This window comes from Arthrobacter sp. D3-18 (assembly GCF_054408525.1).
This window is the reverse complement of the sequence record NZ_CP096440.1, coordinates 4234667-4247409: the sequence shown is the minus strand read 5'-3', so window position 1 is coordinate 4247409 and position 12743 is coordinate 4234667. Positions and strand designations below refer to the sequence as shown.

14 protein-coding genes are annotated in these 12743 nt (G+C 62.7%); 6 read left to right on the top strand and 8 right to left on the bottom strand.

Annotated features, from left to right (window positions below):
* Positions 1-44 precede the first annotated feature (44 nt).
* The 3 genes from M1D89_RS21835 to M1D89_RS21825 all read left to right on the top strand — a co-directional run bounded on the left by M1D89_RS21835 (position 45) and on the right by M1D89_RS21825 (position 3132).
* The gene (locus M1D89_RS21835) at positions 45-1010 is read left to right on the top strand and encodes a carbohydrate ABC transporter permease (protein ID WP_026005566.1); all 966 of its coding nucleotides are present in this window, start codon (positions 45-47) and stop codon (positions 1008-1010) included.
* Positions 1007-1969 carry a carbohydrate ABC transporter permease gene (locus tag M1D89_RS21830; RefSeq protein WP_498646926.1) on the top strand — a complete coding sequence of 321 codons (963 nt, stop codon included), beginning with the start codon at positions 1007-1009 and terminating at the stop codon, positions 1967-1969. Before M1D89_RS21835 ends, M1D89_RS21830 begins: the two co-directional genes overlap by 4 nt.
* A 113-nt stretch (positions 1970-2082) precedes the next feature.
* A complete protein-coding gene (locus tag M1D89_RS21825; RefSeq protein ID WP_498646924.1) occupies positions 2083-3132 on the top strand; it encodes a LacI family DNA-binding transcriptional regulator in 1050 nt (349 codons plus the stop codon).
* 62 nt (positions 3133-3194) lie between these two features.
* Here M1D89_RS21825 and M1D89_RS21820 read toward each other — a convergent pair whose 3' ends face one another.
* The 5 genes from M1D89_RS21820 to M1D89_RS21800 form a co-directional block, all read right to left on the bottom strand.
* Entirely contained in the window at positions 3195-4082 is an 888-nt protein-coding gene (locus tag M1D89_RS21820) for a DUF8083 family protein (protein ID WP_498646922.1), read from the bottom strand.
* Positions 4083-4129: 47 nt separating this feature from the next.
* A complete protein-coding gene (locus tag M1D89_RS21815) occupies positions 4130-4936 on the bottom strand; it encodes an exodeoxyribonuclease III (protein WP_141286107.1) in 807 nt (268 codons plus the stop codon).
* Between the two features lie 108 nt (positions 4937-5044).
* Positions 5045-5611 carry an HdeD family acid-resistance protein gene (locus M1D89_RS21810; protein ID WP_498646919.1) on the bottom strand — a complete coding sequence of 189 codons (567 nt, stop codon included), beginning with the start codon at positions 5609-5611 and terminating at the stop codon, positions 5045-5047.
* Positions 5612-5638: 27 nt separating this feature from the next.
* Positions 5639-6265 carry a response regulator gene (locus M1D89_RS21805; protein WP_498646917.1) on the bottom strand — a complete coding sequence of 209 codons (627 nt, stop codon included), beginning with the start codon at positions 6263-6265 and terminating at the stop codon, positions 5639-5641.
* Positions 6262-7494 carry a sensor histidine kinase gene (locus M1D89_RS21800; RefSeq protein WP_498646915.1) on the bottom strand — a complete coding sequence of 411 codons (1233 nt, stop codon included), beginning with the start codon at positions 7492-7494 and terminating at the stop codon, positions 6262-6264. Before M1D89_RS21800 ends, M1D89_RS21805 begins: the two co-directional genes overlap by 4 nt.
* 196 nt (positions 7495-7690) lie before the next feature.
* On the opposite strand from M1D89_RS21800, the gene M1D89_RS21795 reads away from it, so the two are divergent.
* Both M1D89_RS21795 and M1D89_RS21790 read left to right on the top strand, forming a co-directional pair.
* Positions 7691-8278, top strand: coding sequence for a GlcG/HbpS family heme-binding protein (locus M1D89_RS21795; RefSeq protein ID WP_498646912.1), 588 nt, complete (start codon positions 7691-7693; stop codon positions 8276-8278).
* Positions 8279-8288: 10 nt separating this feature from the next.
* Complete coding sequence (locus M1D89_RS21790; protein WP_498646910.1) at positions 8289-9041, top strand: ankyrin repeat domain-containing protein; 753 nt, start codon at positions 8289-8291, stop codon at positions 9039-9041.
* 67 nt (positions 9042-9108) lie between these two features.
* Here the strand turns inward: M1D89_RS21790 and M1D89_RS21785 are convergent, their stop codons facing one another.
* Genes M1D89_RS21785 through M1D89_RS21775 form a run of 3 tightly spaced genes read right to left on the bottom strand, consistent with a single transcriptional unit; the run spans position 9109 to position 11762 of the window.
* Positions 9109-10323: an acetyl-CoA acetyltransferase gene (locus M1D89_RS21785; RefSeq protein ID WP_498646908.1), complete on the bottom strand. Its 1215-nt coding sequence runs from the start codon at positions 10321-10323 to the stop codon at positions 9109-9111.
* Positions 10320-11024 carry a CoA transferase subunit B gene (locus tag M1D89_RS21780; RefSeq protein WP_498646907.1) on the bottom strand — a complete coding sequence of 235 codons (705 nt, stop codon included), beginning with the start codon at positions 11022-11024 and terminating at the stop codon, positions 10320-10322. Before M1D89_RS21780 ends, M1D89_RS21785 begins: the two co-directional genes overlap by 4 nt.
* A gap of 21 nt (positions 11025-11045) precedes the next feature.
* Positions 11046-11762, bottom strand: a complete 717-nt coding sequence (locus tag M1D89_RS21775; protein WP_498646905.1) for a CoA transferase subunit A — start codon at positions 11760-11762, stop codon at positions 11046-11048.
* Between the two features lie 156 nt (positions 11763-11918).
* Here M1D89_RS21775 and M1D89_RS21770 point away from each other — a divergent pair, with 156 nt between their 5' ends.
* Positions 11919-12707: an IclR family transcriptional regulator gene (locus M1D89_RS21770; RefSeq protein ID WP_498646903.1), complete on the top strand. Its 789-nt coding sequence runs from the start codon at positions 11919-11921 to the stop codon at positions 12705-12707.
* The last annotated feature ends 36 nt before the right edge of the window (positions 12708-12743 follow it).

Genomic DNA, 12743 nt, shown 5'->3' with positions numbered 1-12743 from the left:
TTTTCCCGGAACTTAGTGATTCACTCACGCCCCGGAGGTTGGGTATGGAATTTATTGGAGAAAAACTCCTACAAGTAGTGATAGCCCTGGCGATATTCGCAGCGGTTATCGGCCTCATCATGTTGCTGGTGGACAGGGCACCTAAATCGGTCAAGGACAAAGTTACCGTAGCGGGCTTCCTTGCCCCCGCGGCCATCCTGATGCTGGTTGGCCTGGTCTACCCGGCCGTCCGCACCTCAATGCTGGCCTTCACCGACGCCGGCGGCAACGCCAACGGCTTTGATAACTTCGTCTGGATGTTCACGCAGCCCGAGGCTCTGACCACGCTGCGGAACACCGTGATTTGGACCGTCCTGGTTCCGTTGCTTTCCACGAGCTTTGGGCTTGCCTACGCGGTGTTCATCGACAAAGCCCGTGGAGAGCGGGTTCTGAAGTCACTCGTCTTCATGCCGATGGCCATCTCTTTTGTGGGCGCCGGCATCATCTGGAAGCTCGTGTATGACTACCGCGGGCCAAACATCGAGCAGACCGGTGTCATCAACTTCTTCCGGGACGCCTTGGGCATGGACCCTAAGCAGTTCCTCTTGGACGCCCCGGAAAACACGTTCTTCCTGATCATCGTCATGGTCTGGATCCAGACCGGCTTTGCCATGGTGATCCTTTCTGCAGCCATCAAGGGTGTCCCCGTGGAACTCATCGAGGCAGCCCGCCTGGATGGGGCCAACGCCTGGCAGCAGTTCCGTAACGTCACGATCCCAGGTATCCGCGGTGCCTTGGTGGTGGTTCTGACAACTATTACGATCGCCACGCTGAAGGTGTTCGACATTGTCCGAACCATGACGGCAGGCAACTACGACACGTCTGTGGTCGCCAACGAAATGTATACGCAAGCCTTCCGCGCCGGTGAGCCGGGACGTGGTGCCGCCTTGGCCCTGGTCCTGTTCCTCATGGTGCTGCCGATCGTCGTGTACAACGCTCGAGTCCTTCGCAAGCAAAGGGAGATCCATTGACAGCCACGCCAGCCCCGAAAGAGGCCTCGAAGGCCACCCGGCAGCGTCCTGGATCCGACCCCACGGAGGACGCCCAGCCGATCATGCGTCGGGTCAAAACGAAGCTGACGTCCAAGTGGGCAACAGCGGCAGCGATCATCATCGCCGTCGTATGGTCCGTGCCGACGTTCGGCCTATTTGTCACCTCGTTCCGTCCGGCAGCCAAGCAAGTGGGTCCCCGCTCCGACGGCTGGTGGAATGCGTTCACTGACTGGCAGTTCACGTTCAAGAACTATGTGGATGTCCTGACTCCCGCAGGTTCACAGTCCGCCAACCTCTCGCAGTACTTCGTCAACTCCATCGCGATCGTCATCCCGGTCACCATCTTTGTGCTGGTGTTGGCGTCCATGGCCGCGTATGTGTTCGCGTGGGGGAAGTTCAAGGGCCGCGACGCACTCTTCATCTTCGTCTTTGCCCTGCAGATCATCCCGCTCCAGATGGCGCTGATTCCGCTCCTGCAGTTCTTCACGCAGACCCTGCAGCTCCCGGCAGGCTCCTACGCGCAGCTGTGGATTGCCCACACCATGTTCGGCCTCCCGCTGGGCATCTTCCTGCTTCACAACTTCATCTCGGAAATCCCCGGTGAAGTCATTGAGGCAGCAAGGGTGGATGGCGCTGGACACAGCACCATCTTCTGGCGGATTATCCTGCCGCTATCGGTTCCTGCTCTCGCCTCCCTGGCCATCTTCCAGTTCCTCTGGGTCTGGAATGACCTGCTGGTGGCGTTGGTGTTCTCCGGCGGAACGGCGGACGTGGCTCCGATTACGCAGCGATTGGCGGAGCTCTCAGGTACCCGTGGTGCTAGGGATTACCTGAACCCGGCAGCAGCATTCGTCTCCATCACCATTCCGCTCCTGGTGTTCTTCGGATTGCAGCGGTACTTTGTGCGCGGCCTGCTTTCCGGCGGCCTCAAGGGTTAGGAACTGCAGCCTCGGTTACGCAGCGCATTACATCGCTGCGTAACCGAGGGCTGCAAAGCACAAGTACACATTTATGGTGAAGGCGGAGCAACGGCGGCCGGAGAGGGGAGCCTGTGTCAAAAACAACGGGTAGGTCCCAACGCGGCGGTCATACCGGGGTCAGCATCGAGGACGTTGCCGCTGCTGCCGGAGTTTCCACCGCGACAGTTTCCAGGGCGGTCCGGGGACTGCCCCGGGTGTCGCCCACGACCCGGGAAAAGATCCTGGAAGTAGCCAGCTCTCTAGGGTATGTAGCGTCGTCGTCAGCCTCGGGACTCGCAACAGGCCGGACCCGCACCATAGGCGTGCTGGCCCCCTTCGTCAGCCGGTGGTTTTTCTCCAAGGCCATCGAAGGCGCGGACCGGGAGCTGCATTCACGCAAGTACAACCTTTCCCTTTTCAATCTGGGCGGCCATGGCAGCAACCGTGAGCGGCTCTTCAGTTCCACCATGGTCTACAAACAAATCGACGCACTGCTGGTGCTGTGTATGTCGTTGACCGAGGAAGAACTGGAACACCTCCACAAGATCGATATCCCGCTGGTAGTGGTGGGTGGTCACGTTGAGGACTGCGCCTACATCGGCATCAATGATTACGACGCCGCGTCCACCGCCGTGCGGCATCTGCTGGACCTGGGCCACAAGGACATCGCGTTGCTCCATGGCGACGACGAAACGGACCTCAACTTCGACGTCCCCCGGGTGCGTATCCGGGCGTTCCAGGAAGTCATGACCGACGCCGGCCTGGAAGTCCGCCCGGAGTGGGACCAATGGGGGGATTTCACGGTTGCAAGCGGACAACAGGCGTTCAATCGTCTCTGGAGTCAGTCCGGCCGCAAGCCAACGGCCATTTTCTGTTCCTCGGACGAGATGGCGATGGGTGTCATTTTCGAAGCAGCCCGCCACGGTGTCCGGGTACCGGAGGACCTCTCGGTCATCGGGATCGACGACCACGATTTCTCGTCGTCAGTGGGCCTCACGACCGTCGGGCAGCGTCCCGACAACCAGGCCGAGCTCGCCACCAAAATGCTGCTGGATGAACTGGACGGCAACCCGGGAGCAGTGCATTCAGAAGTGGCGCCCCACAAACTGATCGTGCGCGAAACAACGGCCCCGCCAAGCTAAGCGCCCAAGCCAAGCGCCGAAGCCAAGCTAAGCGTCCAAGCCGAGCTAGCGCCAACGCCGAGCTACGAAGCGCGTGCCAACTGCCGGATGGGGATCCACCGCGAGGCGAGCCGACGGTAGGCGGCGGCCGCGCCGGTCATGTCGCCTTCAGCGAGGCACTCGATCCCCAAGCGAACATCCATGGGGGACTCGTCCGGGTACACCTTGTCAGCTACGGCCCCATAATCCAGCTCCACCATGGACTGGGCGTGGAAAAGTTCAAGCCATTCCGTGAGCTGTGTCAGGTCATCCAGCATGTCCAAATCCGGTGCTGCCAGCGCCAAATGGGCCACGGCGAACCGTGCCCGGTCCAGGGCCTCAGTCAGGGGCGTCCATACCCGGACGGTCAGGATGCGCCCCTCGGATTCCACCACGTCCTTGCGGTCAGCCTCGTTGAAAAGTGAGAACCAGCTGAACGGGATTCCCCATGTTGAGGCACGGGTATGCACGCGTTTGGCGGCCTCCCCGGCATTGATGCGATCGATCCTTGCCTGGTGCTTGTCCCGCTGCGAGACCGGAATGAGGAGATCGGCCAGCGGACTGTGCACGCCGTCCATCAGCGCATTGGCCGCCAACCCAGCCCGAATCACCAGTTGGCTGGGGCAGTAAAGCAGCCGTCCGGCGTCGTGATCTTCTTTCTCGGACACCGCCGCGTGGCGCCCGGTGGGCACGCGTGTCATGCGGACCAAATCCGTGCGGCCTGTGGGGAAAGGGTCGCCGCCGGAGCGCGTAATGCGTCCCAGCGAGGCCTGGAGCTCCGCATTCTCGACGGCGGCCCGGGACCCGTTCTTGCTGCCCTCCGCAACGAGTTGGCGCTGCTGTTCAGGCGGGAACGCCTCCAGGGGCTCGTAAATGCGCAGCGACGAAGAGAACGGCAGACCTGCCTGGCCCCGATACAGGTTTCCAGTCATGTCAGCCGCCCTTTCGTTAGTGACCTTGTACTTGGTCTGCGAGCTACTTAGTCTGCGAGCTCCACGATGACGGGAGCGTGGTCCGAAGCGCCCTTGCCCTTGCGTTCCTCGCGGTCGATGGAGGCTCCGGTGACGCGCGATGCCAGCGCCGGGGAGGCGAGGCAGAAGTCGATGCGCATGCCTTCCTTCTTGGGGAAGCGCAGTTGGGTGTAGTCCCAGTACGTGTAGACGCCGGGGCCCGGAGTGTAGGGACGGACGACGTCGGTGAATCCTGCGGTTTCGAAGGCGTGGAAGGCGGCGCGCTCGGGTTCGCTGACGTGCGTGTAGTTGTTGTTGCGGAAGAGCTCGATGTCCCACACGTCGTCGTCGAACGGGGCGATATTCCAGTCACCCATGAGCGCGATCTGGGCGGTCGGATCGGACTTCACCCATTCGGCTGCGTGGCCCTGCAGAACGTCAAGCCACTTGATCTTGTACGGCATGTGTTCGTCGTCCAATGAGCGGCCGTTGGGAACGTAGAGGCTCCAGATTCGGATGCCGCCGCAAGTGGCTGCGATGGCACGGGCTTCCTGCGCGGGATCCTTGCCTGCCTTGCCGAACGCAGGCTGGTCCAGGAAAGTGCGCTGCACATCCTCCAAGCCCACACGGGAAGCGATGGCAACACCGTTCCACTGGTTCACGCCAAAGTGCGCAACCTCGTAACCCATGCGCTCGAAGAGCTCCCAAGGGAAGTTCTCGTCCTTGCACTTTGTCTCCTGGATGGCCAGGACGTCACAGTCGCTGCGCTCAAGCCAGGCTTCTACACGGTCGGCACGGGCGCGGAGGGAGTTCACATTCCAGGTTGCTATCTTCACAGCCACTAACTTACCGAACTTGGCGCTGAGCGCATCCCCTGCCGCCTTTTTTGCCGTTCACAACCAGCGCACACCCACCCGCGAAACCAGCACGAAGCCAGCGTACAACTAGCGCGCGAACAGCGGCGGTGAACTGGCCAGCTTGCGGAGCCCGATGCCTGAGGCTATGAGTAGCATCCCTGTCAGGATCGCGAACCCGGCCAACATCCACACCAGGGTCAGGAAGCCCAGCCCCGGGTTGAAAAGGACAACGATCCCAAACACCGTGGTGACTAGTCCCGTCAGGAACCAGATACCCCAACTCCGAATGAAGCTCCTGGTGGCCAGCGACAGAATGATTTGGGAAAGGCCCAGGACCAGGGCCCACAATCCTATAAGGACACCGATTGCTGCTGCGGTAATTCCCGGCAAGGCAATTGCCACAATGCCTGCGGCGATGGAGATAAGGCCACCCACTACAGTCCAGCGGGAACGGCCGGCGGGGTCGTAGAAATAATGGGCCACGCTGGTAATGCCGTCAATTATCGCGAAAATGCCGAACATGACAACTACCACCAACGCAGTAGCGCTCGGCAAAACAATGATCAACAGGCCGAAAACTATGGAAAGTGCTCCCCGGACCAGCAAAGCAGTTCCCGGGTTTTTGAACATTTTGCGATCCGCTACGTCCGACATACGGTCAGCGTAACCAACGGCGTGCCTTTACCGCATCCCCTCGCGCCGGATAGCTGTGGCAATTGCTGCGGCCCGCGTCTCCACACCCAGTTTGGCGTAGATGTGGGCGAGGTGGGTTTTGACTGTTGCTTCGGAAATAAACAGGCGTTTTCCAAGATCGCGGTTACTGAGTCCTTCGGTCAGGAGGCTAAGTAACTCGGCTTCGCGGGGAGTGAGGATCTCGTCAGGATTTCGCAATTGCTGGAACAGGCGTGAGGCCACCGGTGCGCTCATCACGCTCTTCCCCTGCACAGCGCCGCGCACGGCTGCGAAGATCTCCTCCGGTGCGGCGTCCTTGAGCAAATAGCCCATGGCTCCGGCATCTACTGCGCGGACGATGTCGGCGTCGGAATCGTAGGTGGTGAATACGATGACGGCCTGCTTCGGGTTCCACTGGCGGAGTTGCTTGATGGCTTCGATTCCATCCATTCCGGCGCCCATCGCGAGGTCCATGAGGACAACCGCGGGTGTATGCTCCTGCGCAGCTTCCAGTGCTTCCTCGCCGGAGGCTGCTTCCCCGACGACGGCGATATCACCTTGGGTGCCCAACAGCGCCTTGAGCCCGCTCCGGACTACGGTGTGGTCGTCCACGAGGAGCACGGAGATGGTGTTCACAGTGCCTCCTTCAGGGCATTTGCCGGATCAGCAAGCTGCGTGAGTGGGAACTGCGCCGCAATGATGGTTCCTTCGCCTGGCGAGCTCTCCACAGACAATTCTCCGCCCAATTGTTCTACACGCTGCCGCATGGCCCGCAGGCCGTATCCTCCGCTTGCCGACGGCGGAGGTACCGCTGCGGGATCAAAGCCGCGGCCGTCGTCGAACACGTCCAAGGTGACCGCGTCCGGAAGGTATCCCAGGGTCACACTGGCGTGCTCCGCGTGGGCATGGAGTTTGATGTTGGCCACGGCGCTCTGGGTGACGCGGAGCAGGGCATGCCGCACCTCGGAAGGAAGGGGGCGGGGGTCGCCAGTGACCTGGATGTTGACGTCCTCAAAGTATTGCCGGGCGGCGTATTCCAAGGCCTCCTGGAGTGGGCCGGTTTCAAGACCCGGAGCGGAGAGTTCGTGCACCAGGCTGCGGGTATCGGCGAGGTTGCGCCGCAGTAAATCTGTTGCCTTGCGTACGTCTTGGTGGGCGGTTTCAGCGGGCCACGCGCGCTGGGCGGCCTCAAGGAGGAGCAGGCTGCTGGCCAAGCCTTGGGTGACGGTGTCGTGGATCTCGCGGGAAACGCGCTCGCGCTCAGTCGCGATTCCGGCTTCGCGCTGCTTGGCGGCGAGCTGCTCCTGGGCTTGGGTGACGTCGTCGAATAGCCTGCGTTGCAAGGCCGCGCCGCGCTCGATCTTGTCGTAGATCAGGGTGAGCAGGGCGCCCGCTGCGAGCGGGCCGAGCAGCATGGCGATGTCCGTCCAGTCGCTCATCCGGAAGAGCCCGACGGCGGTAGCGGCCGCCGTCGCGCCTCCTGCCACATAGCCGGCCCAGCCTCGGAAAGCCGTCCGGGTGAGGAAGAAGATAGCGAAGGAACACCACGCGAAGCTCGGGGCGATCACCACCAACGCGGCCCAGGCTGCAAGCAACGCGACCATCCACGGAATCCACAGCCGTTGCTTGTGTTGGTCCGGGTGTTGACGGTGGACCAACACGGCGGTGACCGCGTACAGCGCGCATACCGCAATGGCCAGGGCAACGGTCCACAAGTTGTCCGCGGGGGAGTGGCGCATGACGTACCTGACCGCAGAGGCCACCATCAGAACGGCAAATCCCAGGTGCACGACTACATCAATGCGGCCATCAATCCGGTTGCTGCTCCCGTTGCTGGGCTCTGGCCGTGGACGTGCAATTGGCATGGCTGGTTCCGTTTCCGGTTTTCGGTGGAAGGCGTTCTTTCCATGCTAGATCCCGGCGCAATCATTGGTCTCTCCACCTTTTGGCTGATACCGGTGGCGGAAAGGGTGAGGCCGGGAACGGCTGCCGGCCGATGTGGCTTCACGCTGTCCGCGGAAGCATGGAGCTGTACCCGATGCTTACAACGAGGAGACCACCGTGAAGAAGTCCAACAAGATGATTGCCGCCGCTGCTGCCGGAGCACTGTTGCTCACCGGCGGTGTCACTGCCGTGGCCAACGCCGTGTCACCCGCTGCTGCGCCTGCTGCCGCGCCTGCTGCCGCGCCGGTGAAGGTTGCCGCAGACGTTCTGCCTGCCCCCGAGAACGTCGTAGCCCAGAACCGCATCTCCGTGGGTGCGTCAAGCAAGGCCGTCAATGCCGCGCTCGCAAAGTGCCAGGCCGACAAGCTGCCGTTCGTGACCGTGGCACTGGTTGACCGCTTCGGCACCGTGCAGGCGCTCCTCCGCGGTGACAACGCCGCCGAGCACACCATCGAAGCCGCCAAGCAGAAGGCCTACACAGCAGCAGCTTTCGGCGCTCCCACCAGCGAACTCGCCAAGCGCGTCAACGGTAACGGCCCGTCCATCGCCGACCTCCCCGGCACCTTGTTCCTGCCCGGCGGTGTTCCGCTGAAGGTCAACGGCGTTTCAGTCGCGGGCATCGGAGTTGGCGGCGCACCCGACGGCGCCCTCGACGAGGCCTGCGCCACCGCCGGCGCTGATGCGTTGGCTGCGGCCGCGAAGTAGCCTCGACAGTATGGATTCCCTGAAGGGGCGCGGCTTCGCCACGGGTTCGGTGATTGGTGCTGGTTTGCTGATCGCCGGGCTTGTGGCAGGTTGCGCGCCGTCGTCGCCTGCTGACCAGGTGCCCGGCACGCCCGGTGTAGGCACGACGCCGGCCGCCTCCGCTTCCAGCCCGGCCCCAGCTTCAGTAGCCCCCGGCTCGACCGCGGCGTCGAGCGTAAGTCCTGGCCCGACGTCGTCGGCTGCATTGCCGCCCAAACTGTCACCGGAGGCCCAAACCGAAACCGACCGACTCCTGATCCTCGCCGCGAAGGCCAACGATGTTGCCCGTGTACGTGAACTGATCGCGGCGGGCGGGAACGTCAACGCCAAGGACGAGATCCAGGACTCCGCTTTCCTCTACGCCGGCGCTGAAGGCTTCAACGAGGTCCTGCAACTGACGTTGACTGCTGGCGCGGATGTTCGCAGCACTAATCGGTACGGCGGCACCGCGCTGATCCCCGCGAGCGAGCATGGACACACGGAAACGGTCAGGATTCTGATCGCAGCAGGTGTGCCCGTGGACCACGTGAACAATCTGGGCTGGACCGCCATGCAAGAAGCGATCCTGCTCAACAATGGCGGGCCCAATCAGCAGGACGTGGTCCGGCAACTTCTGGCAGCCGGAGCCAACCCGGACATCCGTGACCCCCAAGGCCGAACCGCCCTGCAAAACGCAGAGCGGCTCGGGTTTACGGAAATCGCGGCGCTGATCCGGAACCGCTAATCCCAACTAGGTCGCAGATCAGGTCGTTCTCAGCGCTGGGAACGACCTGATCTGCTACTTACTTGGGTTACAGGGCTTCCAGCACGCTCACGTAGTTGGCGATGCCCACTCCGCCCATGTTCTGGACGGCACCCCGGCGGGCACGGGACAACTGCATGTCGCCCGCCGTGCCACTGAGCTGCATCGCGGCGATGACGTGCTGCGACACACCAGTGGCACCCACCGGGTGGCCTTTCGCCTTCAGTCCGCCGGAGACGTTGACGGGCAGCTTGCCGTCCTTATAAACCCAGCCTTCCTGGACGGCTCGCGCGCCCTCGCCGCAGGGAGCGAGGCCCATGGCTTCGTACATAATGAGTTCGGCGATGGTGAAGCAGTCGTGCACCTCCGCGAAGTCCAGGTCCTGGAGGCCAACTCCTGCCATGCCCAGCGCCCGCTCCCATGAAGCCCTGGTGGCTGCAAACTCGGTGGGATCGCGCTTCTCCGCCGGGAAGAAGTCGTTGGCGTGGCCGAAACCAGCCAGACGCACAGGCGCGGTTGCGCCTCCGGTAGTCGACGTGGAAAGCACGACGGCGGCGGCACCGTCTGAGACCGGCGAACAGTCCGTGCGGCGCAAGGGTTCGGCCACCATGGGGTTCTTCTCGGAGATGGTCCGGCAGAACTCCTCGCCGAAGTCGCGGTGCATCTGGGCGTACGGGTTGTCCATGCCGTTGTGGTGGTTCTTGGCAGCAATGGAACCGAGGACGTCGCCGAGGCCGCCTTCGAATCCCAGGCCGGCGATGCCGGCCCCATAGCGCTTCCCGTAGTGCTTGGCGACCTCAGCGAACAACCCTGTGAATCCCGTGGAAGAGGCTTTTCCTGCCATCTCGTAGGAAGCTCCGAGCAAGGCCGCCCCCACAACGTCGGCGCCGGCGTCGGTCATCTTCTCCGCCCCGATCACCAGGACGTTGCGGGCAGTCCCGGCCAGGACGGCCTTGACGCCCTGCTGGAAAGCCGCGGAACCGGAAGCGCAAGCATTCTCGGTGCGCGTTGCGGGAACGTTGGCCAAGTCTGCGGACAACTGAAGTGCCAGCGATGACGTGAATCCCAGAGGCTGCATTCCGGAGTTGAACTGGCCGAGGTAAATCTCGTCGATGTCCTTGGGATCCAGCCCCGAGTTCTCAATCGCTTCGCCGGCAACCTGGACAATCAGCGACTCCAAGGTGTCATCAGTCAGTTTGCCGAACTTGCTGTGCCCCCACCCCGTGAGCAGGATGTCCTTGCCGAATTGGTCCTTCAGGCTCATGCGTTTACTCCTTCAAGTGCGTGTTCCTCAGAGGCGAGCGCCACCGTGAACTCTGCCTCGGTCTTGCTGCGGATCTCTTCCACCGTGACGCCAGGGGCTAGGCGGGTCAACAGCAGCCGGGTGCCGCCGTCGGGTGTTTCCGCCGCGGACAGTGTTTCCTCGATGTCGAAAACGGCGAGGTCCGTGATGATCCGGTCAACGCACTTGAGTCCCGTGAGCGGGAGCGTGCATTCGGTGACGATCTTGGCCGAACCGTCCTTGGCGTTGTGCTCGGTGAGGACCACTACCCGTGGTGTCCCTGCCACCAGGTCCATGGCTCCGCCCATGCCTTTGACCATCTTGCCGGGGATGGTCCAGTTGGCCAGGTCCCCGGAACCGGACACCTGCATGGCACCCAGAATGGCCACCTTCACGTGCCCGCCGCGGATCATGCCGAACGACGTGGCGGAGTCGAAAATACTGCCGCCAGGGGTGATGGTGACGGTCTGCTTGCCGGCGTTGATCAGGTCGGCGTCTTCCTCGCCCTCATACGGGAAAGGGCCCATGCCGAGCAGGCCGTTCTCGCTCTGGAGGACCACCCGCACGCCGTCGGGCAGGTTGTTGGCCACCAACGTGGGAATGCCGATGCCGAGGTTGACGTAATCGCCGTCGTTCAGTTCTTCGGCCGCGATGGCGGCCATTTGGTCTCGTGTCCATGCCATGGTGATGTGCTCTCTGTTCTCTTAGACCGTGACCGCTTCGCGGGGCGGGCGGACCGTGCGCTGTTCAATGTCCTTGACCCGATCCGTGGCTTGGACCAGCCGCTGGATGTAAATGCCCGGGGTGACGATGTGGTTCGGGTCCAGCTGGCCGGGTTGAACAATGACCTCAGCCTCGGCGATGGTCACGGCACCCGCTGTGGCAACCACCGGGTTGAAGTTGCGGGCCGTGTAGCGATAAATCAGGTTCCCGTCCGTATCTGCGGTGTGGGCGTGGACCAGGGCGACGTCGGCGGTGATGGCGCGCTCGCGGACGTACGTCACGCCGTCGAACTCTTCCAGCGGCTTGCCTTCAGCAACCAGGGTTCCCACTCCGGTTCGCGTGTAGAACGCAGGAATTCCGGCGCCGCCAGCGCGGAGACGCTCGGCGAGGGTGCCCTGCGGCGTGAACTCCACCTCCAGTTGGCCGGCGAGGTACTGCTCGGCGAAGAGCTTGTTCTCACCTACGTAGGAAGCGATGACCTTCCGGACCTGGCCCGCCTCGATGAGGACGCCGAGTCCCTTGCCGTCCACACCCATGTTGTTGGACACGATGGTGAGATCCTTGGCGCCGGACTCGCGGACGGCGTCGATCAGGTCAGCGGGGATGCCGCTGAGTCCAAAACCTCCGACGGCGATAGTCAGGCCGTCTGCCATCAGGTCATGTAGCGCTTGGGCTGCGCTCGCTTGGATCTTGGTCATGCTCGACTCCTCTTTGAGTTCCATGCCGGGCATCCACTTTGTGGACTGCTCTCACTCTTGAGAAGGAGCCTAGGTTGCCTACGGTAGGCGGTCAACGTGCCTAAGCCCCACATACTCAGGGTGTGGACACTAGAATGGAAGGAGTCCATATTATGGATGAAATCTCTTGTGGAGGGTGCTGTGGTGGTTCAGGGAGCACAAGTGGTGGGGCGCGTAGCCCTGCTGCTTCGACTAGTGGGACGTAAGCCCGAAGGTACGTCCCTGGCGGGCTTGGTGCGGGAGTCCGGCTTGACCCGGCCAACCGTCCACCGGCTTCTGACCTCCTTGGCCGCGGAGGGTCTACTGGAACACGATCCGGGCTCGGGGAAGTGGGTGTTGGGGCCGGAGATCTTCCTGCTGGGATCAGTGGCTGCTGCACGTTTCCCCATGGAGGACATTGCGCGGCCGTCGCTGCGCAGGTTGGCCGCAGAGACCGGGGAGAGCGCCTTCTTCTCCATTCGTCGTGGGAACGAAACAGTGTGCGTGCTGCGGGAAGAGGGCTCGTTCCCGGTGCGGTCCTTCGTGCTGCACGAAGGCGTGCGCTTTCCGCTGGGGGTCGCTTCGGCCGGCACTGCCATCATGGCTTTCCTTCCTCCCGACGAACAGGAATCGTTGTTGGACGACTGGGCTGCGCACGCCGGCGACTTTGCGGCGGGACACACCGCAGACGTGGTGCGGGGCAATCTGGAACGGACGCGGCTTGCTGGCTACTCCGTCAATCCCGGGTTGATCCTGGAAGGCAGCTGGGGCATGGGAGCGGCGGTGTTTGATCAGCAGGGACGGCCAGCGTGGGCTCTTTCCTTGACGGGAATTGAGCCGCGATTCCGTGCGGACCGCCAGGAGTTCCTCGGGAAACTGCTGCTCGAGGAAGCGCACAGGATGACGGCGCGCCTGCAGGGATCCTGACCCAAGTAGGTAGCAGATCAGGCCGTTCCCAGCGCT